22 protein-coding genes, 1 tRNA gene and 1 riboswitch are annotated in these 23,980 nt (G+C 43.5%); of the genes, 14 read left to right on the top strand and 9 right to left on the bottom strand.

Annotated elements, in window-relative coordinates:
• The first annotated feature begins 35 nt into the window (after nucleotides 1–35).
• On the top strand, nucleotides 36–935 hold the full coding sequence (locus CLV93_RS13855) for a MerR family transcriptional regulator (protein WP_106542802.1): 900 nt from the start codon (nucleotides 36–38) through the stop codon (nucleotides 933–935).
• A gap of 3 nt (nucleotides 936–938) precedes the next feature.
• Here the strand turns inward: CLV93_RS13855 and metA are convergent, their stop codons facing one another.
• From metA to CLV93_RS13870, 3 genes are all read right to left on the bottom strand, one after another.
• On the bottom strand, nucleotides 939–1,856 hold the full coding sequence (gene metA, locus CLV93_RS13860; protein ID WP_106542803.1) for a homoserine O-acetyltransferase MetA: 918 nt from the start codon (nucleotides 1,854–1,856) through the stop codon (nucleotides 939–941).
• Between the two features lie 81 nt (nucleotides 1,857–1,937).
• Nucleotides 1,938–3,221, bottom strand: a complete 1,284-nt coding sequence (locus CLV93_RS13865; protein WP_106542804.1) for an O-acetylhomoserine aminocarboxypropyltransferase/cysteine synthase family protein — start codon at nucleotides 3,219–3,221, stop codon at nucleotides 1,938–1,940.
• 93 nt (nucleotides 3,222–3,314) lie between these two features.
• Complete coding sequence (locus tag CLV93_RS13870; RefSeq protein ID WP_106542805.1) at nucleotides 3,315–4,703, bottom strand: aspartate kinase; 1,389 nt, start codon at nucleotides 4,701–4,703, stop codon at nucleotides 3,315–3,317.
• Between the two features lie 226 nt (nucleotides 4,704–4,929).
• Nucleotides 4,930–5,015: riboswitch (SAM riboswitch) on the bottom strand.
• Nucleotides 5,016–5,336: 321 nt separating this feature from the next.
• Here CLV93_RS13870 and CLV93_RS13875 point away from each other — a divergent pair.
• The 5 genes from CLV93_RS13875 to CLV93_RS20680 all read left to right on the top strand — a co-directional run bounded on the left by CLV93_RS13875 (nucleotide 5,337) and on the right by CLV93_RS20680 (nucleotide 9,238).
• Entirely contained in the window at nucleotides 5,337–6,959 is a 1,623-nt protein-coding gene (locus tag CLV93_RS13875; RefSeq protein WP_211297851.1) for a beta-N-acetylhexosaminidase, read from the top strand.
• A gap of 90 nt (nucleotides 6,960–7,049) precedes the next feature.
• Complete coding sequence (locus CLV93_RS13880; RefSeq protein WP_106542806.1) at nucleotides 7,050–7,733, top strand: PrsW family glutamic-type intramembrane protease; 684 nt, start codon at nucleotides 7,050–7,052, stop codon at nucleotides 7,731–7,733.
• A 56-nt stretch (nucleotides 7,734–7,789) separates the two neighbouring features.
• Nucleotides 7,790–8,308 (top strand): nitroreductase family protein, encoded by a 519-nt coding sequence (locus CLV93_RS13885; protein WP_106542807.1) that lies wholly within the window; start codon nucleotides 7,790–7,792, stop codon nucleotides 8,306–8,308.
• A gap of 91 nt (nucleotides 8,309–8,399) precedes the next feature.
• On the top strand, nucleotides 8,400–8,933 hold the full coding sequence (locus CLV93_RS13890) for a hypothetical protein (RefSeq protein WP_106542808.1): 534 nt from the start codon (nucleotides 8,400–8,402) through the stop codon (nucleotides 8,931–8,933).
• A 116-nt stretch (nucleotides 8,934–9,049) separates the two neighbouring features.
• Nucleotides 9,050–9,238, top strand: a complete 189-nt coding sequence (locus tag CLV93_RS20680; RefSeq protein WP_106542809.1) for a PLDc N-terminal domain-containing protein — start codon at nucleotides 9,050–9,052, stop codon at nucleotides 9,236–9,238.
• Between the two features lie 15 nt (nucleotides 9,239–9,253).
• Here the strand turns inward: CLV93_RS20680 and CLV93_RS13900 are convergent, their stop codons facing one another.
• Both CLV93_RS13900 and CLV93_RS13905 read right to left on the bottom strand, forming a co-directional pair.
• Nucleotides 9,254–10,258, bottom strand: coding sequence for a hypothetical protein (locus CLV93_RS13900; RefSeq protein ID WP_146142028.1), 1,005 nt, complete (start codon nucleotides 10,256–10,258; stop codon nucleotides 9,254–9,256).
• 162 nt (nucleotides 10,259–10,420) lie between these two features.
• Nucleotides 10,421–11,938: a TolB family protein gene (locus tag CLV93_RS13905; RefSeq protein ID WP_106542811.1), complete on the bottom strand. Its 1,518-nt coding sequence runs from the start codon at nucleotides 11,936–11,938 to the stop codon at nucleotides 10,421–10,423.
• 208 nt (nucleotides 11,939–12,146) lie between these two features.
• On the opposite strand from CLV93_RS13905, the gene CLV93_RS13910 reads away from it, so the two are divergent.
• The 4 genes from CLV93_RS13910 to CLV93_RS13925 all read left to right on the top strand — a co-directional run bounded on the left by CLV93_RS13910 (nucleotide 12,147) and on the right by CLV93_RS13925 (nucleotide 14,771).
• Nucleotides 12,147–12,788, top strand: a complete 642-nt coding sequence (locus tag CLV93_RS13910) for a uracil-DNA glycosylase family protein (protein ID WP_106542812.1) — start codon at nucleotides 12,147–12,149, stop codon at nucleotides 12,786–12,788.
• Between the two features lie 196 nt (nucleotides 12,789–12,984).
• A tRNA-Pro gene (locus CLV93_RS13915) sits at nucleotides 12,985–13,059 on the top strand.
• A 266-nt stretch (nucleotides 13,060–13,325) separates the two neighbouring features.
• The gene (locus CLV93_RS13920) at nucleotides 13,326–13,898 is read left to right on the top strand and encodes a helix-turn-helix domain-containing protein (protein ID WP_106542813.1); all 573 of its coding nucleotides are present in this window, start codon (nucleotides 13,326–13,328) and stop codon (nucleotides 13,896–13,898) included.
• Between the two features lie 138 nt (nucleotides 13,899–14,036).
• Nucleotides 14,037–14,771: an energy transducer TonB gene (locus tag CLV93_RS13925; RefSeq protein WP_106542814.1), complete on the top strand. Its 735-nt coding sequence runs from the start codon at nucleotides 14,037–14,039 to the stop codon at nucleotides 14,769–14,771.
• A gap of 130 nt (nucleotides 14,772–14,901) precedes the next feature.
• On the opposite strand, the gene CLV93_RS13930 is transcribed toward CLV93_RS13925, so the two are convergent.
• On the bottom strand, nucleotides 14,902–15,561 hold the full coding sequence (locus CLV93_RS13930; protein ID WP_106542815.1) for a metal-dependent transcriptional regulator: 660 nt from the start codon (nucleotides 15,559–15,561) through the stop codon (nucleotides 14,902–14,904).
• Between the two features lie 112 nt (nucleotides 15,562–15,673).
• On the opposite strand from CLV93_RS13930, the gene CLV93_RS13935 reads away from it, so the two are divergent.
• From CLV93_RS13935 to CLV93_RS13955, 4 genes are all read left to right on the top strand, one after another.
• Nucleotides 15,674–17,536, top strand: a complete 1,863-nt coding sequence (locus tag CLV93_RS13935) for an Nramp family divalent metal transporter (protein WP_106542816.1) — start codon at nucleotides 15,674–15,676, stop codon at nucleotides 17,534–17,536.
• A 383-nt stretch (nucleotides 17,537–17,919) separates the two neighbouring features.
• On the top strand, nucleotides 17,920–18,456 hold the full coding sequence (locus CLV93_RS13945) for a helix-turn-helix domain-containing protein (RefSeq protein WP_146142029.1): 537 nt from the start codon (nucleotides 17,920–17,922) through the stop codon (nucleotides 18,454–18,456).
• A gap of 349 nt (nucleotides 18,457–18,805) precedes the next feature.
• Nucleotides 18,806–19,540, top strand: a complete 735-nt coding sequence (locus CLV93_RS13950; RefSeq protein ID WP_106542819.1) for an energy transducer TonB — start codon at nucleotides 18,806–18,808, stop codon at nucleotides 19,538–19,540.
• Between the two features lie 326 nt (nucleotides 19,541–19,866).
• Nucleotides 19,867–20,604 carry an energy transducer TonB gene (locus CLV93_RS13955; protein ID WP_106542820.1) on the top strand — a complete coding sequence of 246 codons (738 nt, stop codon included), beginning with the start codon at nucleotides 19,867–19,869 and terminating at the stop codon, nucleotides 20,602–20,604.
• Between the two features lie 208 nt (nucleotides 20,605–20,812).
• On the opposite strand, the gene purE is transcribed toward CLV93_RS13955, so the two are convergent.
• Genes purE through CLV93_RS13970 form a run of 3 tightly spaced genes read right to left on the bottom strand, consistent with a single transcriptional unit; the run spans nucleotide 20,813 to nucleotide 23,978 of the window.
• Complete coding sequence (gene purE, locus CLV93_RS13960) at nucleotides 20,813–21,847, bottom strand: 5-(carboxyamino)imidazole ribonucleotide mutase (RefSeq protein ID WP_106542821.1); 1,035 nt, start codon at nucleotides 21,845–21,847, stop codon at nucleotides 20,813–20,815.
• Nucleotides 21,848–21,873: 26 nt separating this feature from the next.
• Nucleotides 21,874–23,112, bottom strand: coding sequence for a 5-(carboxyamino)imidazole ribonucleotide synthase (locus tag CLV93_RS13965; RefSeq protein WP_106542822.1), 1,239 nt, complete (start codon nucleotides 23,110–23,112; stop codon nucleotides 21,874–21,876).
• Nucleotides 23,113–23,132: 20 nt separating this feature from the next.
• Complete coding sequence (locus CLV93_RS13970) at nucleotides 23,133–23,978, bottom strand: DUF6671 family protein (protein ID WP_211297852.1); 846 nt, start codon at nucleotides 23,976–23,978, stop codon at nucleotides 23,133–23,135.
• Nucleotides 23,979–23,980: the final 2 nt, after the last annotated feature.

Raw genomic sequence — 23,980 nt, forward strand, 5'->3', positions numbered from 1 at the left:
ATGCTTATCTTTAGCCTAACATCATTTTGAAAGCAATGCCTGGAACTTATACGATAAAAGATTTGGAGAATCTCTCCGGAATTAAAGCGCATACCATTCGCATCTGGGAGAAAAGGTACGGTCTTCTGATTCCGCAACGAACAGATACCAATATTCGTCGGTATACGGATGATGATTTGAAGAAAATCATCAACATTTCGCTACTGGTCAACCGTGGCTTTAAAATCTCGAAAATTGCAGCACTTTCCGAAGAGGAACTGTATAATCATGCTTTGAAGGCCAATTCGAAACCCGAAGATACCAACGACCGCATTGAAAAGTTGATCTTTCATATGCTTTCGCTCGATGTTAACAGTATAGAGCAGGAAGTAGAATCGCTGATACAGGAAGCCGGTGTAGAAAAGGCGATCTATCAATACATATTTCCCCTAATGGAGAAAATTGGTGCCTTGTGGCAGGCCAACAGTATTGTTCCTGCGCAGGAGCATTTCATGTTTAATTTCTTACGCCAAAAGTTAATTGTCGAAACGGACAAACTCCCAAAGACCAATGGTCAGACTGAACCTTCGGGTCTTTTTTTCCTGCCGGAAGGCGAAAATCACGAGTTTAGTTTACTCTTTTACAATTACCTGGCGCGAAAAAACGGGCATCACACCCTATATTTGGGACAGTCGGTTCCACTTTCCGACATTCTTACCATCGCCGAATCGTTCCACTTCGATTACTACTTTACAGCGATCATAACTTCGACGCCTAAGAGTGATTTCGAGCAGTTTCTGGGAGATTTTTCCCATAAGGTGAGCACGTCTACGTTGTTTGTTACGGGAAAAGAAGCGCAACACTACAAACGTAAACATCCGAGAAATACGCGGATCATCAGCCGGCCGGAAAAGTTCTCAGAAGAAATCAGAAGCCTAACCAGAAAAGAGAATTAACCGCTATTTGATATCCTTCAGATTGAACGGAGTTTCCTGGTATACGTAGTAGTTTAGCCAGTTCGAAAACAACAGGTTGGAATGTGCACGCCACAACATCAACGGCTTTTTCGAGCTGTCGTCGTTCGGGTAGTAATTTTTGGGGACTTCAATCGGTAAATTCTTGGCCAAATCCCTTTTATATTCCAAATCGAGATTGATACGTGCATATTCAGAGTGACCAGTCACAAAAATCTGCTTCCCTTTGCGTGCCATTACCATGTACACGCCTGATTCTTTTGACGACGAAACGATCTTCAAATCCGGGATCTTCTCGATATCTTCCCGGCGGGTTTCGGTATGCCGTGAATGGGGAACGTAAAAGATATCATCGAAACCTCTGAATATCGGCAACTTATTACTGGTCATCGTGTGCTCGAAAACACCGAACATCTTCTTCTCAAGTGGATGCTTGGGGACACCGTAAAAGTGATAAAGCCCCGCCTGTGCACCCCAGCAAATAAACAAGGTAGAGGTCACATGATGAACCGACCAATCCATTACCGCTTTCAGTTCATTCCAGTAATCAACTTCTTCAAACGGCAACAATTCCACCGGAGCGCCGGTAATGATCATACCGTCGTAGTTGTTTTGCGAAACCGCATCGAAACGCTGGTAAAATGCCTGCATGTGCTCCGCCGGAGTATGCTTCGGAGTATGCCCGCCAAGCTGCAGCAAATCAATTTCTACCTGCAAAGGAGTATTTGACAGCAGTCGGATTAAATCCGTCTCTGTGTTCACCTTCAGCGGCATCAGGTTAACAATCGCAATTCTCAGCGGCCTGATATCCTGATGCGCAGCCCTGCTCTTGCTCATGACAAAGATGTTCTCTTTTTTGAGCATTTTGATAGCTGGCAGTTTATCGGGCAAATTTAAAGGCATTTCACTCTGTTTTTGTTGTTAAAATTGCAGGACTCGAAAATAACGAATCCTGCAATATATTCCTATTCGGCCGTTTCCAAATCAAAGCGACTGGAACGCCTGGTCAAAGTCAGCAATGATATCATCAATATGCTCGATACCAACCGACACACGCAACAACGCGGGTAATACTCCGGCAGCCAGTTGTTCTTCGTCACTCAACTGTTGGTGAGTTGTAGCAGCAGGCTGAATGATCAGTGTTTTCGCATCACCCACATTCGCAAGGTGACTAACCAACTCGAGCTTATCGACGAGCTGGCGGGCTTTTTCTTTTCCACCTTTTACAATGAATGAAAGCACAGCACCAGCACCGCTAGGCAGATACTTTTTCGCCAAACCATGGTCTGGATGACTCTCCAAACCGGGATAGCTAATTGATTCCACCTGCGGATGATTCGACAACCACTTAGCCAGTTTCTGTGTATTCTCAACGTGACGCTCGACACGAAGCGACAATGTTTCCAATCCTTGTAAAAGCAGGAATGCATTAAACGGACTCAATGCAGGTCCAAAATCACGAAGCGCTTCCACCCGAGCTTTGATGATAAACGCAATGTTCTGGAACGTTTCCCAGTAGCGCAAACCATGATATCCTTCTGAAGGCTCTGTCAACCCAGGGAATTTGCCATTATTCCAGTTGAAATTTCCACCATCGATAATCACTCCACCGATAGAAGTTCCGTGTCCTCCAATCCATTTGGTGGCTGATTCAACCACAATGTTTGCACCATGTTCCAATGGGCGGAACAATTTACCAGCGCAACCAAATGTATTATCAACGATCACCGGAATGTCGTGCTTTTTGGCAACAGCCGCAATCGCTTCAAAATCCGGAATAGCGAAACTCGGGTTTCCAATCGTTTCGAAATAAAGCGCTTTGGTATTCTCATCAATCAACGCTTCGAAACTCTCCGGTTTCAAATCTTTGGTGAAACGTGCATCAATTCCCAGTTTCTTAAGCGATACTTTGAACTGGTTGAACGAACCTCCATACAAAAATGGTGAGGTAACAAAGTTATCGCCTTGCTCCAACAAAGTGGTAAGAGTAACAAACTGGGCTGCGTGACCAGATGAAAGTCCCAGAGCTGCTACTCCCCCTTCGAGGGCAGCCATACGCTGCTCAAATACATCCGTTGTCGGATTATTGATTCGGGTGTAAATGTTACCGAATTCCTGCAATCCGAACAAGTTAGCTGCATGCTCCGAATCGTTGAACACGTAGGATGTGGTTTGATAAATCGGCACAGCCCGCGACAAAGATGATTCATCCGGCTCGTGCCCTGCGTGAATTTGTAATGTTTCGAAGTGTTTACTTCCCTGACTCATAATGCTCATTTTTTATAATTAATAATTGATTTATCCCTATTTCGTATGACACCGACAAGTCGCCTGTGTCAATTTCCCGGCCGGGGAATGATTTTAAACTGCAATAGATTTTGACTCGAAAAATTCCTGGTGAACTGCTTTCACCGCTTTGGAACGGTCATCGCGGTTGACCAAAAAATAACTGACAACCGGCGATGCACCAGAACAACTCATGACTACGTTAATTCCTTTACTTGCCATCGATGAAAAGATTCGTGCCGCAATTCCGTAATTATCGATCAAACCGTCGCCAACGGCAGCTATAACTGAGATTTTTTCCATGACTAGTAACTCACTAACAGCCGGCAACTCTTCGGCACTTACAACCGCATACGCATTGCGCAAATCTTTTTTGGCTAAAAGAATATTAATGGAAATCTGCGAAGTAATGACCGAGCTAATGTTGATTCCTGCCAGATGCAAAGCCGTAGTTACTTTTGCCAGAATACCAGGCTTCAATCCTACTCCGGGACCTTTTAGCTTTAATACACCAAAATCATCGCTGTAGGTGACGCTCTTCACTACACCTTCGCGAATGGTTTGGTCAGAATTCACGATGGAAAGTGGCTTTTCCACATCCATATCACCATAGATATTGAATACCCTGATTGGAATATGCGGGTCGACCAATGGCTCGACAGTGCGCGGATGCAGAATCTTTGCACCGAAATAGGCCAATTCTGCTGCTTCTGCGTAGGCCAATCGCTCAATTCGTACCGGCTCGTCAACCAGCTTCGGATCGGCGCTTAAAAAGCCATCTACATCTTTCCAGATATCCAACGACGATGCTCCGACACAACGGGCAAGCGCGGCTGCCGAATAATCGCTTCCGCCCCGTCCCAACAACGTCACTTTCCCTTCATCTGAAACACCATAAAACCCGGGAACCACATAAATCCGGTTTCCCGAAAGGGCTTCTCTTACCTGCGTTGTGGCTTTCTGGAAATCAATGGAAGCACTTCCAAATTCTCCGTCGGTAACCAGTCCAATATCTTCAGGCGACGCATACGCGGCGTCCACTCCGTAACCTTCGAGTACGCCCTGCAGGAATACTGCAGACAAACGCTCGCCAAATGCCAGAATCAAATCTTCCAGTGCCGGCGATGCATCACCGGTCAGGGCGATTCCCTGCAAATAATTTTCCAGTTCATCCAGCAATTCCCGGATGTAGCTTTCTATGCGCTCAAGCAAATCCTTTTCAATCGGATGCTCTTCCAACGCTTCTTTCTTTAGCTGGAAAAGAAAATGACTTACTTCGCCGGCCACTTTCTCGTTCTGGCGGGCTTTCTCCAACGATTCAATCAGATAGTTGGTAACTCCATAGAAGGCGGACACTACAACCACAAGAGGCTCATCATAGTTCGTGATAACGTTTACCACGCGGCGCACGTCACTCTTGCTTTTAAGGTTCGATCCGCCGAATTTTACGACAATCTTCGGCATAGATATCCTTAATGAGATGTAAGAAAATAAAGTGTTTCAGATGATAAATGGTCCGGAATGGACCGGTCGGAAATGCCTCCAAGCACGGATATGCCTGAAGGCTATCGCATGGCCATAGTCATGTTGGGCATCATAGAAGAAGCAGTCATCAATCCAGAGGTGTAAATGGTTACCTCGGCAATAAATTTTGGTGTAATGATTTGTTCTTTTTTCATTTTTCTGCTGTTTATTATGATTAGGTTTTGGCACCATAGATGTTTCCGGTTGCCAGAGCTTCACAGAGCCTAATCTCTCCACTCTTCTTCATAATATCAAACATCTTCTTTGCCCAAGAATATGTATGATGTGCTGACAAACATATGGACATGATTTCAAAAATGCAAACATCTCAACATAAAAATCGGACAAATTCCTATTTTTTAAAACGGGCTTAATATTGGCACTCAATATTTTTGTGCAAACCGGTCACACATATTATGACATCAAAAATCTTCTTTGTAGCTTTAACCCACAACTAACACAAAACCTGACGACGATGAGATGCTCCCTCTGCATTATACTGAAATACCTACGTGTATTAACTTCCGAATGATATCCCACATTTATTAAAACTGGAAACTAAACAACAGACAAATGAAACTTAAAAAAGGATTCTTTATGCTGGTTATTCTTGCTGCGGCGGTTGGATGTTCAACCAAACAATACACGCGGCCTGAAGTAAAAATTGTACCGGAACCGGCCAAAGTTGTGAACGCGGATGGCGTGTTTGTCCTGAATGAAAAAACGCCTATTCTGGTTAACGAAGACAACCCGGAGTTGAAACAAATTGCAGGTTTTTTAACCGAGCAGCTTTCTGATTTTTATGGATTAAACACTTCAGTCGACGTGGCAGACTCACCACAAAAAAGGGCAATCTTTATCGGTCTCGATAAAAGTCTCAACCTGGGGAAAGAAGCTTATAATCTTTCGGTAACACCGAAACAAATTGTTTTGAAGGCTTCGGCGCCAAACGGTTTGTTTTATGGCGTTCAGACCCTGATTCAACTGCTGCCACCTTCTCGTCAACAGCTAACGGAAGCCGTATTTCCTGCTGTTGAAATTGAAGATGCGCCACGATTCAGCTGGCGAGGAATGCACCTCGATGTCGGCCGTCATTTTATGCCGGTTGATTTCGTGAAAAAGTACATCGATTACATTGCCATGAACAAAATGAATGTGTTTCACTGGCACCTCACCGAAGATCAGGGATGGCGTATCGAAATCAAGAAATATCCGAAACTGACAGAAATCGGTTCGAAGCGGAAAGAGACAATCATTGGGCATGCGCACGAGTCGAAGGAATACGATGGAACACCTTACGGTGGATTCTATACACAGGACGAAATCAAGGATGTAGTAGCGTACGCTAAAGCCCGTTATGTCACCGTCGTTCCGGAAATCGAACTTCCCGGACATGCCTTAGCAGCGTTGGCGTCGTACCCCGAATTGGGATGTACCGGTGGTCCGTATGAAGTGGCAACAACCTGGGGCGTTTTCGATGATGTATATTGTGCCGGAAAGGAAAACACTTTTAAATTCCTCGAAGATGTTATCTCAGAGGTTATGCCTTTGTTCCCGGGTGAATATTTCCACATTGGTGGCGATGAATGTCCAAAAACACAATGGAAGAAGTGTCCTTACTGCCAGGCCCGCATGAAAAAAGAAGGTCTGAAGAATGAGCATGAGCTGCAAAGTTATTTCGTACAACGCATCGAAAAATTCCTGAACGAACATGGCAAGAAGATGATCGGCTGGGACGAAATCCTCGAAGGTGGATTGGCTCCGAATGCAACCGTTATGTCATGGCGGGGTGAAGAAGGCGGTATCGCTGCAGCCCAGGCACATCACGATGCCGTGATGACTCCTGGTAATTATTGCTATTTCGACCACTACCAGGCCGATCCGAAAACACAGCCTTTGGCCATTGGTGGGCTCACTCCACTGAAAGAGGTTTATGAGTACGAACCGATTCCCAAAGAGTTGTCCGCAGAAGAAGGAAAATACATTCTGGGCGCTCAGGGAAATGTTTGGACCGAGTATATGAAAACTCCCGAACGTGTCGAATACATGGTTTTCCCGCGTATTGCTGCCCTGGCCGAAGTGGTTTGGTCGCCTAAAGCAAGCCGCAACTACGACGACTTTATGAGCCGCATGCAGGATGAGGTGAAACGCTATGATGCTCTCGGTATCAATTATTGTAAAGTCGAATTTCAGTAGAGACTGAGATATTCTCAAAAGAAAAGGATGGCAGTTTTGCTGTCCTTTTTTCATTTATGCGTATTTTCCCTTCTCAATTAAAACTTAGCCATGCACCTGATACTTCTGGCCATTGCGCCGGTAATTATTATTCTGTTTTATATCTACTGGCGCGATAAATATGAAAAAGAACCTTTCTATCTGTTAGCCAGGGGACTTCTGTTTGGCGTTATCAGTGTACTGCCGGTTACATTGGTCGAAGGCGTATTGATGATGTTTGGTCCGCTGTTTACCGGTTACTGGAACACGTTTTACCAGGCTTTCGTGGTGGCCGGAGCTACCGAAGAAGGCTTCAAGTTTCTTGCTTCTTTCATACTCGTGTGGCACAGCCGGGAGTTCAATCAACGGTTCGACGGGATTGTCTATGCCGTTTTCGTTTCCATGGGCTTTGCCTTAGTGGAAAACCTACTGTACGTTTTCAGCAGTCCTGATGGACTTTCTGTTGGGTTAACCAGAGCACTGACTGCTGTTCCGGCTCACGCTATGTTTGGTGTGTTAATGGGATTTCATCTCAGCCTGGCTAAATTTTATCCTCAGGCTCGTCGCCTTTTCCTGGGATATGCTTTTTTGATTCCCTTTACTTTTCACGGATTATACGATTTTATCCTGATGTCAGGTAATCAGATTCTTTTGGCTCTTTTCGTTCCGTTTATCATCTACATGGTGTTTAGGGTTCATCGCCGAATGAAGCTATTATCGGACGCAGATAACCTGATACATAACGGTCAGGAGTAGCCGACGGACAGTTTTCTTTGTATATTTGTTCTCATCACGCCCAAAAACGACTGGATATGCAATTTATCGAATTGGTAGAACAACGTCATTCTGTGAGGAAATTTTCAGCAACTCCTGTTGAAAAAGAAAAGCTGGAAGCTATCCTGGAAGCAGCGCGAATGGCTCCGTCAGCTGTTAACTTCCAACCCTGGCATTTCATCGTGCTAACCGATAAAGACGTTCTCGAGAAATTTTATCCCGTGTATCACCGCGACTGGTTCCGCACGGCTCCCGCTGTTATTGTTGTTCTGGGCGACCATCATCAGGGCTGGCACCGAAAGGAAGATGGAAAGGACCATACCGATATTGATGTCGCGATAGCAGTCGACCATATCACGCTGGCTGCAACTGAACTCGGACTGGGAACCTGCTGGGTCTGCAATTTTCACGTATCGCAGGTAACTGATTTTTTCGAGCTCCCAAGCCATTTGGAGCCCATTGCTTTAATTCCGGTAGGTTATCCTGTAGAAGGACAGGCTATTCCGACAAAAAAACGGAAAGATGCTTCCGAAATCATTCACTGGAATAAGTTTTAATTCGTTTCACTGAAAAAGAAAGTGTAATCCGTTTGTACTGACACCGATTGGGTTGTAACTTGAATATAAGAAACCAACCTATTGAACTAATATGTGCCTGCGTCAAACCATTAAACGGATTTTCAGCATCATTCTTATCCTTTCACTCGCTTTAGCTGCAAATGCTCAATTTGTTCCGAAACTAGCTATTGTGGGTGGTCTCGGTGTTCCTGAGTTGTATCACGCGGGACTGAAATTACAGACCTCTCCCCGCTCCGAGTTCGGCATTTATTATGGATTTATCTACGCTTCTTCTCACAATTCTTCCGGATGGTTTCGCGACTTCGAACTCAATATGCGCTCGCTCACACTGGATCATAGCTATTTCTTTGGAAAAGTCAGTCCACTAAGTCACCGGCGTAGCTGGTTTACCCAACAGGGACTCAATTATTACCATGAAGTTGGAGGTCGTGACGATACTTTTTCAGGAATGCTCACTATTGGAAGAAAATTTCCGTTTAGCGATGCGGCCGGACTGGCACTGGATATCGGTACGGCGATTCCCTTTTCCAATAGGAAAAACATCATTCCCGCAGCGCGACTGCAAGTTTATATTCTGCTGAGCAAACCTCCAATAGAGAAATAATAATCAGCTTAATGAGACTGAAAATAAATAAGATAGAAGTAATAACATTACGTTTACCTGAGCAAACCTTATTTTCATTTACCTGTTTAGGGTACAGTTAAAGTCGACAAAATGAAATGACTACCCTAATCGCCATATTACTCCTTCTGTTCTTCCTGACTTTAACTATTTCAGCCATTAGAGATTTACTTGCCAGAACACCTCGTTACAATACCCGCGTTTTTTGGGCTATTGTTATTCTTTTCCTTTTTCCGATAGGCACTTTTATCTATTTCCTTTTCAGAAGTAATGACCCGACATTTTAGTTGAACGAAAGTGACTTAATTGCTGGCTCCCTGCAGCAAACTGTTATCAACTGACATGGAAATGAGATTAAGCACCAGTTGCACCGTTAATGGATCGTAGTGAAATTCACCCTTCAGACCCTGAATTTTTCCATTGGGCTTGAGCAATCGTCCATCCGTTAGCAATTGTGAGAGAATTACTTTTCCATGACCTCTGCCGATAGAGATCGAAACAACGGGGAAACGGTATGGATTGGTTCCGGTTTGGATTAGATTCTTTGTTGTACCGCCTTTTACCTTCAGAAACATGTGCACCGGAGGAACAGTAACTTTATCAAATCCGTTCCAGTTACCACTTTCCATACCTTGCAAATGGTAATTAAGCTCCTTGCTCTTCGAAATAATAGAAAAGTTGGTTTCCGGTTTTGCCTCACCTGAAAAATAGGCGGAAATCCGGAACGGTAAATCGATTTCCTGCTGATCGACATCAGGCATTTCTGCCGGCCCAAAATCGAGAAAAATAACCGACATGTTGCGACGTAAAGCCCGTTCTATTTCAGCACTCACATCCGAATCACCGTTTTTCAGGCGTTGCCAGGTCCGGTATGAGCAAAGCATGCATTGCCCCCAGCTAAACGACGGCGCTTTGATGTTCTGTTCTTCCACAAACTGCTTCAAAGAAGTTTCGTATTCGGGAACATAGACCATAATCTTCGACATCTTTTGGGACTTCTCCGGCTTGAATACATCGAAAGGAATATCTTCACACAACTTCTTACCGCTTTCCTCTTCACAGGCACGTAAAACATACTTTCCTTCCGCTTCGGGAACTTTCACCATCATGGGAATATGGAAAGGCTGGTTAGCTTTCAACGGAATCCGCAACAACGTACTCCAACTCTCAATGCCGCCCTGGTTCACAATCTTCAATTGTGTCCGGCTTCTAATCAAACCGGAAGAATGATTATTCAGGTTGATGTCTACTTTGACGGCTTGTCCTGGCAGGAAATGACTGGCGCCAATATTAATTATCGCATTCACGTCATCCGAGTTCTGAGCGACACTTATCAGTGGCCAAATACTCAAAAACAAACCAATAAAAAGGAGTGAAAATATACTATGCTGTTTCATGGGCTATCTACAAAAATACCCTGTCCGGATTTATTCACGGACAGGGTACTTCATTAATAAATATCGTGAAGATTATTCTTCCGGATCGCCGTAAGTAAACGAAACGAAAGCCAAACGTTTTCCGTCGGGACTCCACGAAGGCACGTTCATGGTACCTTGTCCGCCGTAAAGGTAAGCAATCACTTTCGATTCCTTGCTATCTGTATCCTGCATCTGGATCATCACCCGCTTGTTGTGCGGATGATTGCCCGGTGCCACCGTTGGTGGATACGAAACATATACCATACGCTTACCATCCGGTGAAATGTGTGCAAACCAATCGTTATACGGACCAAAACTCACCTGTTCCTGATCACTTCCATCCGGTTTCATACGCCAGATTTTCATCAGGCCCGAACGCACCGAGTTGAAGTAGATGTATTTTCCATCCGGTGAATATTCCGGTCCGTCATCCAGCCCTTCCGCAGTTGTCAAACGGACTTCTTTTCCGCCGGTGGCCGGGATGCTATATACATCGTAATTGCCATTTCGTTCGGCACAATATACCAGTGTTTTTCCGTCAGGCGACCAGCCATGCCAGTACGAAGGTGCCTTATCGGTTACCCGGAACGCGTCTCCTCCTTCGATAGGAATGGTATAAATGATAGAGCCTGACTTTCCGTCGCCTAAATCGGTCTGACTGGAAACGGCCAGCATGGTTCCATCAAATGAAATACCATGGTCGTTATTGCAACTTTGAGCCACACCGGTATTTAAAACCTGCGGATTAAGCGTATCTAACGGAAATTTGATGATTTTGCCATCCGAGTTATACAGAAGGAATTTGCCATCAGGCGACCAGTTTGGCGCTTCGATATGGGTATTCGTTGTATAAATAACCTTGCGGTGACCTGTCTCAACATCCAGTATTTCCAGACGGCTTGGCGAAAGATTCTGGTAACCGTCAACTCCGTCCGCAGCCGGAACATCAATTCGGAAATTCTCGAACACAGCTGTTTCCGACACATCGGGATTATGAGAGCCAATAAACAAGCCAGCGTATACCGTGTCGGGCAATTGCAGCTCAACCCGGCCGGTTTCCTGCAACGGATTTCCAAATTTCGCGGCCCGCATGATAATCGTGTCTCCCTGGCGTTCCAGTTGAATCACATCCGGAGCGGAAAGTTCCGCTTTGACTTCTTTAGTTTCGACATTTGCTTCCGGGCGATATTGCAGTGAAGTAAGCCCGTCACCGTGAATTGCAGCGTCGGCATACACCGAACCACCGGTTAAATCGCTGCGAAACATCAATCCCATTTTTCGGTGTGGATCAACACCTTCACCTTTAAAATGAGCCATACAGGTCATGATGAAATCGCCGCCCAGTTTCTTGTGGGCAAACTGAAATTCATCGCTGGTTCCCCAAATGTTGGCTCCACTTCCTGTTAAGGTATAGGTTTGCATCTCCGGATTGTAAATCGTACTTCCTTTGATTTTTACCTTACCAATGTCGGTAGCCTGATTAAATACGCCAATATCAGCTACATTGGCCGGAGGCGTTGAGCAGGAAAAGAAAGCAATGATGGGAATCAATAACATAAATCGCTTCATCGGTTTGTTATTTTAGATTTATTAGTCATGTAGTCTGAATGAATTAAGCAAAGAATCTGAGAATTCTTCTGCCGGAAGCTTTCCAATATTAAGCATAATTCCAATAATTTCGAAAGGATGAAGCCAATAAATGTGCACACTACAATATGCCCCTGTTTTATTGATTTTACTTACCTTGCCTGCTTCAGTTGTAGCCGAAAACACCGATATGAAAAGAATTACGCGACATTTGTACCTCGACAAATATCCGGTTAAGCCGGAAGCAGAGAAGTTGATTGTTGGTACCATTCATCCGCACGACAAGTCGCAATTCCAACTACCCTTCTTTTATGGCAACCGGCTTAGTTTATGGAAAATACTGCAGCAAGCCTTTCCGGATGATTTTGGGCCAGAACTTACCGTGAATTCTATTCTCAGTTTCCTGCAGAAGCATCGAATTGCCATGAGCGATACCATCCGGGAATGCATCCGGACAAATGATTCGGCGCTGGACAAGGATTTAATTCCAACCCGTTTGAATTGGGAACTGATTGATCAAATTCGGCAGTCTAATATTCGTGAAATCTTTTTTACCAGCGGATTTCAGAAGAACAATGCTTTCAAACTGTTCTATGTCGATATACTGGGGATGAAAATCACGAAAGAAATTCGAAAAAATCGTGAGGTAATGCTTTCTCCCCATATATTTGGCAGACCTGTGAAACTGACCATCCTCTACTCGCCATCCGGAGCCGCCAATCGTGCCTGGGCGCAAACGCAGATATGGAAAGATAATCAACACAAGTATGTTGACTCCCCCACTCCGCTTCAGGACTTCAAAGTAGATTACTACCGTGAAAAATTTAGCTGAGCGGTTCATGCTCTTTTACTCACCACCGACTTCTTCTTGCAAATATTTCGATTGGAAAATTTTATGTTATCTATTTCCTGCAATATCAATGTAGTGCGGAATAGCATGCATTTTTTTCGAAAAAAGGTATTGCGAAAAACCGAAAATCCCTTACATTTGCAGCCGTCAAACGACATCAGTCACCTGACAAAAAGTTCGGGGTGTAGCGCAGCCCGGTTAGCGCGCGTCGTTCGGGACGACGAGGTCGAAGGTTCGAATCCTTTCACCCCGACAACTAGAGCCAGTTTGTATTTTACAAGCTGGCTTTTTTTACTTCTGGACAGTGACCATTTTCCCAAAAGCATTCAATACTATGGAGTTCGGCGGAAACCTTCGGGAAGGTTTATTTGCCTGATTGGAACGCCAGTTTTGTCGATTTTTTTAAACCGGCTGTTTATCACTATTTTTTTAAGAGTAAAACTTAAACATATAAAATATTGATTTTTAGCGACATATTGATTAACTTCCTTCCTGCTCCAACTTTATTGAACGGAATGTATGGACAGTCATTACCATGATATGAACCAATTATTCCTTCAACGACTGACAGAAATTACCGAAGAGAACCTGACAAACGAGCATTTTAATGTCGACGACCTTGCCAGCGCTATGAATATGAGCCATACCAAACTCTACCGAAAACTAAAATCTTTATCCCATCATACGATTAGCCAGTTTATTCGCGAAATCAGATTGCGAAAAGCACAGGAGATATTATTAAATGAAGACGTCACTGCGTCAGAAATTGCTTACCGGACAGGATTTGGAAGTCCTACCTATTTCAATAAGTGTTTCCACGAATATTATGGCTATTCTCCTCTTGAATTCAAGAAGCGTGAGATACAAAAAAGATACGGCTTTGTTTCTTTTTTATCCCGAAAACTGAAAAGCAAAATACACTATTTTCTAATTATCATAGCTTTGGCAATAATAGCTGCCCTTTTCTTTTTTGCTTTAATAAATCACGATAATTCCGATCCGGAAAAGAGCCATTCTCATAACAAAGTAATCATTTCATCGAAAGGTTTTAATAGATATCCCGAAGCAAATACGACCTGCCTAATTCGTTAAATTTTTGAACGATTATCACAATGGATGCACATAATTGGCCATGTTCAGCCCGTTATTTGCTATTCCCAACCTCGATTCCTGTTGGACATTTGTATAGTCTAATTACTCCACTTTAGTATTCACCAAAACTCTGCTATCATGAAAAAGATTCTGCTACTATTTATGTGCCTGCTCGCTTCGGCTTTGGTATACAGTCAACACGAGAAAGGCCATACAGAACTGGAACAAGTGGAAGTATCTCCACCTGAATTCACCGGCATAAAAGGTTCTACAAATCTTTTAAATGGCGAAACTACTAGTTCAACGCTGCTAAGCGAATACATATTGAACCATGTTAAGTACCCGGAAACCGATATTGAACGCAGCCGGGAGGGAAAAGAGATTATCCAGTTTGTTGTTCAGCCCGATGGTACCTTGACCAATTTTACGGTAATTAATAGTGTTTCAGAGACTATTGATGAGGAAGTTGTTAATACACTGAAAACCACAGAGGGAATGTGGAAACCAGGCTTTAATAATGAAAAACTGGTGCCGATGGAAAAAGAATTCAGTGTGGTTTTCAAGCTCCCTACAACACGCGACCTAATTACGCAAGCTGCTGCACAGTATAAAAGGGGAAATAAATTACTATTGTTAAAATATAAACCCAAAAGAGCTCTTCGTCATTTCGAACAAGGGTTGGTATATGCGCCAAAAAGCAAGCCATTACTTTTTTTGCGCGGCTTTGCTCAGTACCAGCTCGGTGAAAAAGATGCCGCCTGTCAGGACTGGAACCGGGTTAAAGAACTGGGTGGTATTGACGCCGACGGGTGGCTGGATAACCTATGCGAAATGAAGGGATATGCCGAAATGCAAGAAATTATGGAGGAATAAATTGAGCATAATATGGGAGATTTCGATTTCAAACAACAGGCACGGGAAGAGGAGTCGCCATTATTTGTCGGCTCCTCTTTGTTTGTTAATTCAATATGCGACCAGACCGTTGCTCAAATTCGTAAATCAATTAGTCCACCTTTTCAACTCTCAGTTTTTCGCAAACCGGGTGAGTTAGTGTTTCTGCAGGATGATTATCGTAGCTAACCACCATGCTTCCGTCATAGGCTTCAATCGAAACTATTCTCATCTCCACCCCCAACGACAAATCACGATTGTTCAGGTATCTTAGAAAATCAGAAGCAGAATGGGCCAGCGCTATCAACCGGACTTTCTCTCCTGTCCGGCAATTGCTGAGCTGCTCATAAACTTCCTCGGCAATATGCCCATCTTTGTCCGGGATTGGTGAGCCATGGGGATCGATGGTTGGATGCCCCATCAACTTGTCCATTCGGTCGAAAAAAATAGGTGAGTTAATATGCTCTATTTGTTCCGCAATTTCGTGGACTTCTTCCCAGCCAAATCCCATCTCATTTACCAGAAACATTTCAGTCAGGCGGTGCTTACGCAGAACCAGGGCAGCTTCTCTCCTTCCCTTTTCCGTCAGCGAAAGCGGCTTGTATTTTTCGTAATTTACCAGTTCCTGCTTTTTCAGATTTTTAATCATGCTGTTGGCTGTAGGAAGACTCACCTTCAGCAATTTACTTAGGTCAGAAATCGTTGCCATTCCTCGTTCTGTAACGAGTATAAACAAAGCTTTCAGATAATTCTCTTCGGTTACGGACGCCATAATTCTTCAATATTCGAAACAAAAGTAATAAAAAGATTAAAATAATTTTGTTAGAATAATCTAACTCCATACTTTTGTCTTCCAAATAATATGCAAATGTACCAACCAATATATGAGAACAGAATCATTAAGTGAAGTACACTCCACTGTCAGAACCGATAAGAAAGGATGGAGAAAGATTTTAGCGTTTATCGGACCTGCATACCTGGTTAGTGTGGGTTATATGGACCCGGGGAACTGGGCTACCGATATTGCGGGTGGTTCAGAATTCGGCTACAAACTGATTTGGGTTCTGTTGATGTCTAACCTAATTGCCCTCCTTTTGCAATCGCTTAGTGCCCGGTTGGGAGTTGTCAGGGGAATGGATTTAGCGCAGGCTTCCAAAAATGCGTACCCAAAATGGGCCAATATTCCACTGTATATATTGGCCGAAATTGCCATCGCTGCCTGCGATCTGGCTGAGATTGTCGGGATGGCCATTGGGCTCAATCTTTTATTTGGATTGCCATTGATATGGGGTGTCAGCCTCACAGCCATGGATACCGTGCTACTGCTTTTTTTGATGAATAAAGGCATGCGAACCATGGAAGCGTTTATCGTTGCGCTAGTTTCTGTCATAGGACTCTCATTTTTGGTTGAAATGTTTATCGTTTCCCCGGTGTACGGCGATGTAATGAAAGGGTTCGTTCCTTCCAAACTAGGTGGTGACGCGTTGTACATCGCTATTGGAATCATCGGAGCGACTGTGATGCCGCACAATTTGTACCTACACTCCTCGTTGGTGCAAACCCGGCAAATCGATCGTTCGAAAAAGGGATTGAAAGCAGCCTTAAAATTCAACTTCGTCGACTCAGCGATTGCTCTCAACATGGCATTTCTGGTTAACTCGGCAATATTAGTTCTGGCAGCTGCAGCTTTTTACGTCAATGGTTATTTCCATATTGCTGAAATACAAGATGCCTCTAAATTATTGGACCATCTGTTTGGAAAAACAGCTCCTACATTTTTCGGTATCGCACTGATTGCAGCAGGACAGAGCTCGACCATTACAGGCACTCTGGCCGGACAAATTGTGATGGAAGGGCACCTGAATCTCCGGATTCAGCCGTGGTTGCGAAGATTGATTACCCGCTTACTGGCGATTATACCTGCACTTTTCACTATTATCTATTTCGGAGGCGATGCACTGGGAAGTCTTCTGATATTAAGCCAGGTTGTATTGAGTCTACAATTGGGATTTGCTGTGATTCCGCTTATCCATTTCACCTCAGACAGGAAAACAATGAAGGAGTTCACCATCAAATTGTGGGTTAAAGTCCTGGCCTGGATAAGTGCTGCAGTGATCGTTTACCTGAACATCAAAATGGTCATCGACGAGATTGCTAAATGGGTTGCCAATTCCGGAAACGATAAAATATACATTTATTTGATTGTAGTCCCATTGGCAATTGCAGTTTTGGCTCTGTTGATTTTTATCTTCGTCTACCCGTTCTTTACCTCTTCCAAGAAAAAGAAGAAACAGTGGCCACATGGCAAAGCCGAAGTATTTAAACTGACGGAGCCCGTCAAATACCGGCACATCGGTATTGCTATCGATTTTTCCGGTAATGAGCAAAAGATTATCCAGAATGCTCTGTCACAGGGAGGCAAATCAGCTTCCTATACGCTTATTCACGTAGTCGAGAGTGCTGCGGCCCGTTACCATGGCGATAAGTCGATGGACTATGAAACACAGCTGGACGCTGCCAATTTGGAAGCTTACCAGAAGAGCCTGGAAGAACTGGGCTACAGTGCCGATTCGCAAATCGGTTTTGGTGACCCGGCATCAGAGATCAGCAAACTAATCACCAAAAACGATATCGATTTTCTGGTGGTGGGTTCACATGGACACAAAAGAGTTAAAGACATGGTGTATGGTACCACCGTTGATTCCCTAAGGCATACAATTCAGATTCCTTTACTAATCGTTACCTAAGCCGAAAAGAAATGTATTTGAAAACTACCGGAAAGTACTGGCTTATATCTACTTGAAGACAGGAGATGATTTCAGTCTAAAAGGCTCTTCACCAGCAGTCTATTTTGTCAGACTCTCACTCAGTTTGCAAGAAAAAAAGCAGGTAATATTTCAGCAAAAGCTCAAACTTTTTCTAAATATTCGAAAAATAGTGCCCCCGAAACTAATACAATATCATGTTCCGGAGGCATTGTTTTTATTAACGATCCGCGTATGATGAAAGATTATTTCAAGCCGCTGTTCATCACTAAATTGCTTTAAAATTGCTATTAGGTTCGAAAAGATTGAATTTGGGTATTGGTTTGATTAATTTTAAATAATAGCATGTGACATAAAAGACAGATTTGGAAGTTCACCAGACCAATATGGAACCAACCTTCATCGAGCGGGTGACTCGTATAACAGAAGAAAACCTGACGAACGAGCAGTTTAGCGTAGAGGAGCTTGCCAACGCGATGGGTATGAGTTATGCCTCTCTTTACCGTCAAGTTAAAGGGAACACACATAAAACCATCAGTCAGTTTGTGCGGGAAATTCGCCTGAAAAAGGCCAATGAAATTCTTTTACAAGAAGATATTACCGCATCAGAAGTAGCGTACCGGGTTGGCTTTGGAAGTCCCACCTATTTCAGTAAATGTTTTCACAATTATTTTGGCTATGCCCCTGGAGAATTCCGAAAAAGAAATCTCAGGAACAAAAGAAAACGCTCGTTAAAATTGTTCCGAATGAATAAGAAGCAAAGAAACATTGTCATCGTTCTCGCTCTTATTTTTATTGCTGCTCTATCCATCCTACTTGCCCGAAATAATCGTTCTCCCCAATGGCAGGAAAGCCCGACTCAAAACAAACCCGGATTCGCCATCGACTTGTCGGTGACTTGAAACACATCGGTTCCTACCACCATTGACTTTGCTTTTTCCAAAGTCAAGCAAAGTCTTATAAAAGTGACGAAAAACCTGTTCTTTTTTCGAACCGTTCATCCCTAATTTTTCTGATTAATCTACGTATTGCCTTAATTTTAATACTATTTAGACCAATTTAAAATAAAGACAGATAACAACCTTTTGAAGTTATTACAATCAATTTGTCCCTCCAAACTTGAATTTTAGAAGAGAGAAATTCACCAGATATTGAAAGATACGTGCTATTTCTTCGGGAGTATTTCGTCGGAAATTTGCTTAGTGACAGATAAAACATTTCTATTCTTAGTATTCACTAAAACCGTTTATTATGAAAAAGTTTCTGCTTTTAGTATTGTTTCTGGTCATTTCAGGACTTGCCTATAGTCAGCAAGAAAAGGACCACAAGACTCTGAACCAGGTGGAAGTCGCACCTCCTGAGTTTATTGGCGTTCATAACGCAGCTATCTTTCTTAATGAAAAAACTCCCCATTCCTCGCTGCTGATGGATTACATGAAAACAAAAGTTGAATACCCGGCTATTGATATTGACCGTACCAATGAAGGGAAAGAAATCATCCGGTTTGTTGTTAATCCAGACGGTACACTGAGCAATTTTAAAGTAATCAACAGCGTATCATCAAGTATCGATGCCGAGGTGATTAATGCATTGAAAACAACTGACGGCATGTGGAAACCCGGCTACAACAATGAAGAATTTGTGCCGATGGAAAAAGAGTTCAGCATGGTTTTCAAAATTATTGGCACCAATGATTTGCTTAGCAGGGCAACCGTGCAGTTCAAACGCGGAAATAAATTGCTGCTAATAAAAGAGAAACCGAAGCGAGCTCTTCAGCATTTCGACCAAGGGCTGGTTTATGTTCCGGAAAGTAAACCACTGTTATTCCTGCGTGGATTGACCCGTTACGAATTAGGCGACAAAGACGGTGCTTACCTGGATTGGAAACGGATAAAATCACTGGGAGGAATTGAAGCCGACGGGTGGCTTGATAAATATAGTGAAATGGAAGGCTATGCCGAAATGATGAAAACCGTTAATGAATGATGAAACACACAAATAAAAATCAATTAACCAGGACAGAGTTAAAGAGGATTCAAAGCCCATTTGAGTCCTCTTTTTTTTTATTCGACCTAATTTTTCTAAAAAATACTACTGTTGTCCACAATAGGTTATTTAGATTCATTTAGTTTTAACCTATCTTTTCCGAACATCCGATACTTTTCATCCCTTTTTAACTCGTATTATGGGACAGAAATAGACAACACAATGACAAATAAGTGCTATTTCTCCTGATTCTTTTCGTCAGAAATTTGTATCGCGACAGAGCACAGAGTAAACTCCAATTCCTAGTATTCATTAAACCGTTTTTTATGAAAAAATTTCTGCTTTTAATTCTATGTCTGGCCATTTCCGGGCTGACTTTCAGTCAAAACGAAAAAGGCCGCAAGACGCTGGAAGAGGTGGAAGTTTCACCTCCAGAGTTTATTGGCGTTCAAAACGCCACTCTCTACTTCAATAGTGACAAAACTATCGGAGCCTCTCTACTTTCAGAATATGTGAAGAATCGTGTCGAGTACCCGGCAGCGGATATCGAGGCTTTCAGAGAGGGAAAAGAAATCGTCCGGTTCACTGTACAACCAGACGGTTCACTCACCAATTTCAAGGTAGTCAACAGCGTGTCTGCCAGCATCGATGGCGAGGTTATCAATGCACTGAAAAGTACCGACGGCATGTGGAAACCGGGATACAACAATGAAAACATTGTGCCAATGGATAAAGAATTCAGTATGGTATTCAAACTTATGGAAACGAATGACTTGATGACCAAGGCCACCGTCCAGTTTAAACGTGGAAATAAGTTGCTGTTGATTAAAGAGAGACCTAAGAGAGCCCTTCAGCATTTTGACCAGGGCCTGGTTTACGTACCAGATAGCAAACCTTTGTTATTCCTGCGCGGTTTGACCCGTTATCAACTGGGAGACGACGAAGGTGCTTGCCGGGATTGGAACCGCATTAAATCTCTTGGAGGTATTGAGGCTGACGGTTGGGTTGAAAATTACTGTGAAATGCCAGGTTACGCCGAAATGATGGAAATAATAAACGAATAATGGAACAAACGAAAGAGAATCAATTTTTCAGGACAGTTTTTAAGAGAGAGGAGTCAAAATCCCTTTGATTCCTCTCTATTTTTCATCCAACTATTCGTCAATAATATACCAAGATAAGATTGCTTACACCTTTAAAAATCAATCACCTTTAGCCCCACAAAAAGTTAAATCTCCCAGATAGTATAAATTCTTTTGACGAAATGAAAACTTAAAAAAACGGTCCAATCCCGTCGGTCTTTATTCTCTCGTCTTTCTCTCTTACAACAGAAGCTATTTCAGAGCGATAGTTGTTTATATTTTCAGATATTGAAGGGAAGAAAACTCCAGCGATTTGCGCTCCATATAGTGCCGCATTTTGATATCTGTTGATACCCATGAATGCAACAGCTCCCCAATTGGGCATTATTTTGAATTCCTCTAATATTAAGCGGTCATGCAGCATTCCCCGGGTTATTTCATCCACGGCCAGATCGGCATCAGTAACAACCGGAAGCACGATATTGGGAATATCGGTACGGGAAGACCAAAATCCGGGAGAGAGTTCCCCGTCTATTCGATGGTACACCGAATAAACGATGATGTTAGCCACTGCGCCTTTGCGCTCCAATTCCGCTAAATAATGCACTGCTTCGTCTTTCGTCTGGCTAGTAACATCATACTCGATAGTTTCAATACCCGCTTTTTGCAAAAACGAAACCATTTTTTGATACTTTATTGGGTCAAAATGCGCGGTATTTGTTTTTACAACGCCAATAACAGGATTTATGTTGATTTGCCCCGACAACTTGCTTTTAATTCCGAGGAAAGCCCGTATCTTATTCCTTATCTCATTCTCCCCCAGGTAAGCAATTTGGGCGGCCAGAAGAGCGGCATGCTCACTTTGCCCAACCCCCGTTGTTCCGACCGGGATTCCTTCAGGCATCTGAATGATGGACAATACCGAATCAATGCCACCCATTATAGAGGTTTGAACTGGAATACCGACTACTGGTAGAAGCGTTTCTGAAGCCGTCATACCAGGTAGATGTGCCGAACCACCCGCAGCAGCTATACAGACCCGAAAACCATTTTCTGACAGCCGACTGGCTTCATCGGCCATGACCCCAGGTGTACGGTGTGCCGAAAGAATACGCGGCGTATAGGGAATCCCCAAATGTTCGAGAAGTTGGTAGGCTGCTTTTATGCGGGGAATATCTGAATCGCTTCCGGTTCGAATTTCTATATGCGATTGAATACTTTTCATCACGCTTACATTTTTTTGATTTACATCTATCTACCGATAGTAAACATTTTATTTTCCTCTTCCTTTTTTTCAGAAAGAGGGCGATCGTTTTGACGAACAATTTTTATTTTTTTAAACAGTTTTTGGGCACGCTGAATCAATGCCTCCTGTGACTCAAATGGTTTTGCCAGAACCGTGAGATGTCCCATCTTTCTGTTCGGTTTGACAAGCGCTTTATGATAATGATGTATCACCGCCCTATCGCCGATCTGCCTGACTCCTTTTACCGTTATTCCGTCGAACAGAATCTCATAATCACCAGAATAGTCATTTTCTCCAATGATATTGTGCATCACAGCCGATTCAGCGATCAAACCGGTATCACCAAGGTTATTTCCGGTAATTGCCCGAATGTGTTGCTCAAACTGTGATGTCTGGCAACCTTCAATACTGTAATGACCAGTATTATGCGCTCTTGGCGCGATCTCATTAATGAGCACTTCCTCCCCTTTCACGAACATCTCGATACCAAACACTCCGGCTCCCCGAAAGGCTTCCATAGCCTCTCTCGCAATTCGTTCTGCGTTTTCGATAACTTTCTTTGAAACCCTTGCAGGAACAATCGTCGTTTTCAAAATATTATAATCGGTTCCATGAATATTCTCCCCAACCGGGAAAGTCGCCACTTCACCCTGAATATTTCTTGCCGAAATGACAGATATTTCGAGATCAAAAGGAATAAATTGCTGCGCCATCAACGGCTTATCCTTAAAATAAGTCATCACCTTTTCGATGTCATCGGCCGACCGAACGACGTAATTTCCTCTGCCATCATAGGAGTCTCTTCGGGCTTTTACCATTAATGGCAGCCCCATTTCGCGGATGGCCCGTTCTAAATCGGCTCTTTGATTGATAGCTGTAAAGGCAGGAACCGGAAGTTGATTTCGAGCCAGGTAATCGGCCTGTGTATATTTATCCTGGATAATCTGCAATGTTTTTGGCGAAGGATCGACCGACATTCCATTGTTGCTCAAATTGTTTAAAACGATGCTATCCGCCAACTCGATTTCAAAGGTAATTTGGTCGGCTTTTTCAGCCAGCTCCTTTATTTTCTTTTCATCCTTGTAGTCACCAATAATCAGCTCTTCAAGGTATGGACGAGCGGGACAATTGGGGGATGGATCGAGAGCAATAATTTCGTATGGAAGGTTTTTACTTTTGATAGCCTGGGCCATCATCAGGCAGAGCTGTCCACCTCCTACAATTCCAATAACAGATTTATTCATATCATTCGCTACTTTTTTAATTAAGGGTTGCAATAATCACAATACGTTGGGTCTTCCTTTTCTTTCTCAGGATTTCTAATTTCTTCCGAATAACCGCAACGGTTGCATGTATAGATGTACGAGAAAACGGATCGGGTGGGCGCTCCGCACAGACTGCAAGGCAATCCATCCCGATGACCAGTTATTCCAAAGCCGGGAGCACTGCAATCAGGGCACAACCGGGCTGCACGTTTCAGAAGATCCCGGGTTGCCTCCTGAATAGCCTTCATTCTCGTGGGATTTAGGAAGGCGCGCATGTCTGTCTCGACGAATGCATTACCAAATTCCTTCAAAGCCTGATCAAAACTCTCGTATAATAGCTCCCTCGAAACGATTCCCTTTTTAAGAAACAAGTTCTGGTTTCTCGCATTCCGGATGATGAGACCATGTGACGGAAATCCAGCTTTTTGGGCAAAATCCTCTAACTGCTGTTTGTTAATGACTTCGCGACCGTTGAAGTTGGTCTCCACGGTCAAATTTCTGCCAACAATTTCCAGTTGATGACGCCGGTCGACAAGAACCACCAACTCATCGTCCGAAGGCAAAAAGGGGATAAAGGGATGCATGCCAAAAGAACCTTCGCTGGCAATGGCCAGATCGCAGCCACTTAGTTCCATCGCCATATGACATTTGGCCCTGGCAGTTGACAACGGATCAAGCTTTCGCTCAATCTCACCGGTAAAGGTTCCCAACAAATCGGTATCGAGCCCGTCAATAACGAACGGCTCTACTTGCAGTTCGGAAGCCACCAGCGGAGCAATGACTTCCTCTTTTTGGTGCTTGGTGGCAATGACGAGTTTACGATTCTTGAATATTTCCTTTCCCATCA

Origin of the sequence: Prolixibacter denitrificans, from assembly GCF_003014495.1 — a bacterium.
GTDB lineage: Bacteria > Bacteroidota > Bacteroidia > Bacteroidales > Prolixibacteraceae > Prolixibacter > Prolixibacter denitrificans.

Excerpts from the sequence above, each read along its gene's own strand:
- CLV93_RS13925 (WP_106542814.1), top strand. The coding sequence starts at position 14,037 with ATGAAAAAGATTCTGCTACTATTTATGTGCCTGCTCGCTTCGGCTTTG.
- CLV93_RS13920 (WP_106542813.1), top strand. The coding sequence starts at position 13,326 with ATGGACAGTCATTACCATGATATGAACCAATTATTCCTTCAACGACTG.
- CLV93_RS13965 (WP_106542822.1), bottom strand. The coding sequence starts at position 23,112 with ATGAATAAATCTGTTATTGGAATTGTAGGAGGTGGACAGCTCTGCCTG.
- CLV93_RS13865 (WP_106542804.1), bottom strand. The coding sequence starts at position 3,221 with ATGAGTCAGGGAAGTAAACACTTCGAAACATTACAAATTCACGCAGGG.
- CLV93_RS13955 (WP_106542820.1), top strand. The coding sequence starts at position 19,867 with ATGAAAAAATTTCTGCTTTTAATTCTATGTCTGGCCATTTCCGGGCTG.
- CLV93_RS13935 (WP_106542816.1), top strand. The coding sequence starts at position 15,674 with ATGAGAACAGAATCATTAAGTGAAGTACACTCCACTGTCAGAACCGAT.
- CLV93_RS13930 (WP_106542815.1), bottom strand. The coding sequence starts at position 15,561 with ATGGCGTCCGTAACCGAAGAGAATTATCTGAAAGCTTTGTTTATACTC.
- metA (WP_106542803.1), bottom strand. The coding sequence starts at position 1,856 with ATGCCTTTAAATTTGCCCGATAAACTGCCAGCTATCAAAATGCTCAAA.
- CLV93_RS13910 (WP_106542812.1), top strand. The coding sequence starts at position 12,147 with ATGAAAAGAATTACGCGACATTTGTACCTCGACAAATATCCGGTTAAG.
- CLV93_RS13950 (WP_106542819.1), top strand. The coding sequence starts at position 18,806 with ATGAAAAAGTTTCTGCTTTTAGTATTGTTTCTGGTCATTTCAGGACTT.
- CLV93_RS13890 (WP_106542808.1), top strand. The coding sequence starts at position 8,400 with ATGTGCCTGCGTCAAACCATTAAACGGATTTTCAGCATCATTCTTATC.
- CLV93_RS13970 (WP_211297852.1), bottom strand. The coding sequence starts at position 23,978 with ATGGGAAAGGAAATATTCAAGAATCGTAAACTCGTCATTGCCACCAAG.
- CLV93_RS20680 (WP_106542809.1), top strand. The coding sequence starts at position 9,050 with ATGACTACCCTAATCGCCATATTACTCCTTCTGTTCTTCCTGACTTTA.
- CLV93_RS13870 (WP_106542805.1), bottom strand. The coding sequence starts at position 4,703 with ATGCCGAAGATTGTCGTAAAATTCGGCGGATCGAACCTTAAAAGCAAG.
- CLV93_RS13905 (WP_106542811.1), bottom strand. The coding sequence starts at position 11,938 with ATGAAGCGATTTATGTTATTGATTCCCATCATTGCTTTCTTTTCCTGC.
- CLV93_RS13880 (WP_106542806.1), top strand. The coding sequence starts at position 7,050 with ATGCACCTGATACTTCTGGCCATTGCGCCGGTAATTATTATTCTGTTT.
- CLV93_RS13855 (WP_106542802.1), top strand. The coding sequence starts at position 36 with ATGCCTGGAACTTATACGATAAAAGATTTGGAGAATCTCTCCGGAATT.
- purE (WP_106542821.1), bottom strand. The coding sequence starts at position 21,847 with ATGAAAAGTATTCAATCGCATATAGAAATTCGAACCGGAAGCGATTCA.
- CLV93_RS13885 (WP_106542807.1), top strand. The coding sequence starts at position 7,790 with ATGCAATTTATCGAATTGGTAGAACAACGTCATTCTGTGAGGAAATTT.
- CLV93_RS13875 (WP_211297851.1), top strand. The coding sequence starts at position 5,337 with ATGAAACTTAAAAAAGGATTCTTTATGCTGGTTATTCTTGCTGCGGCG.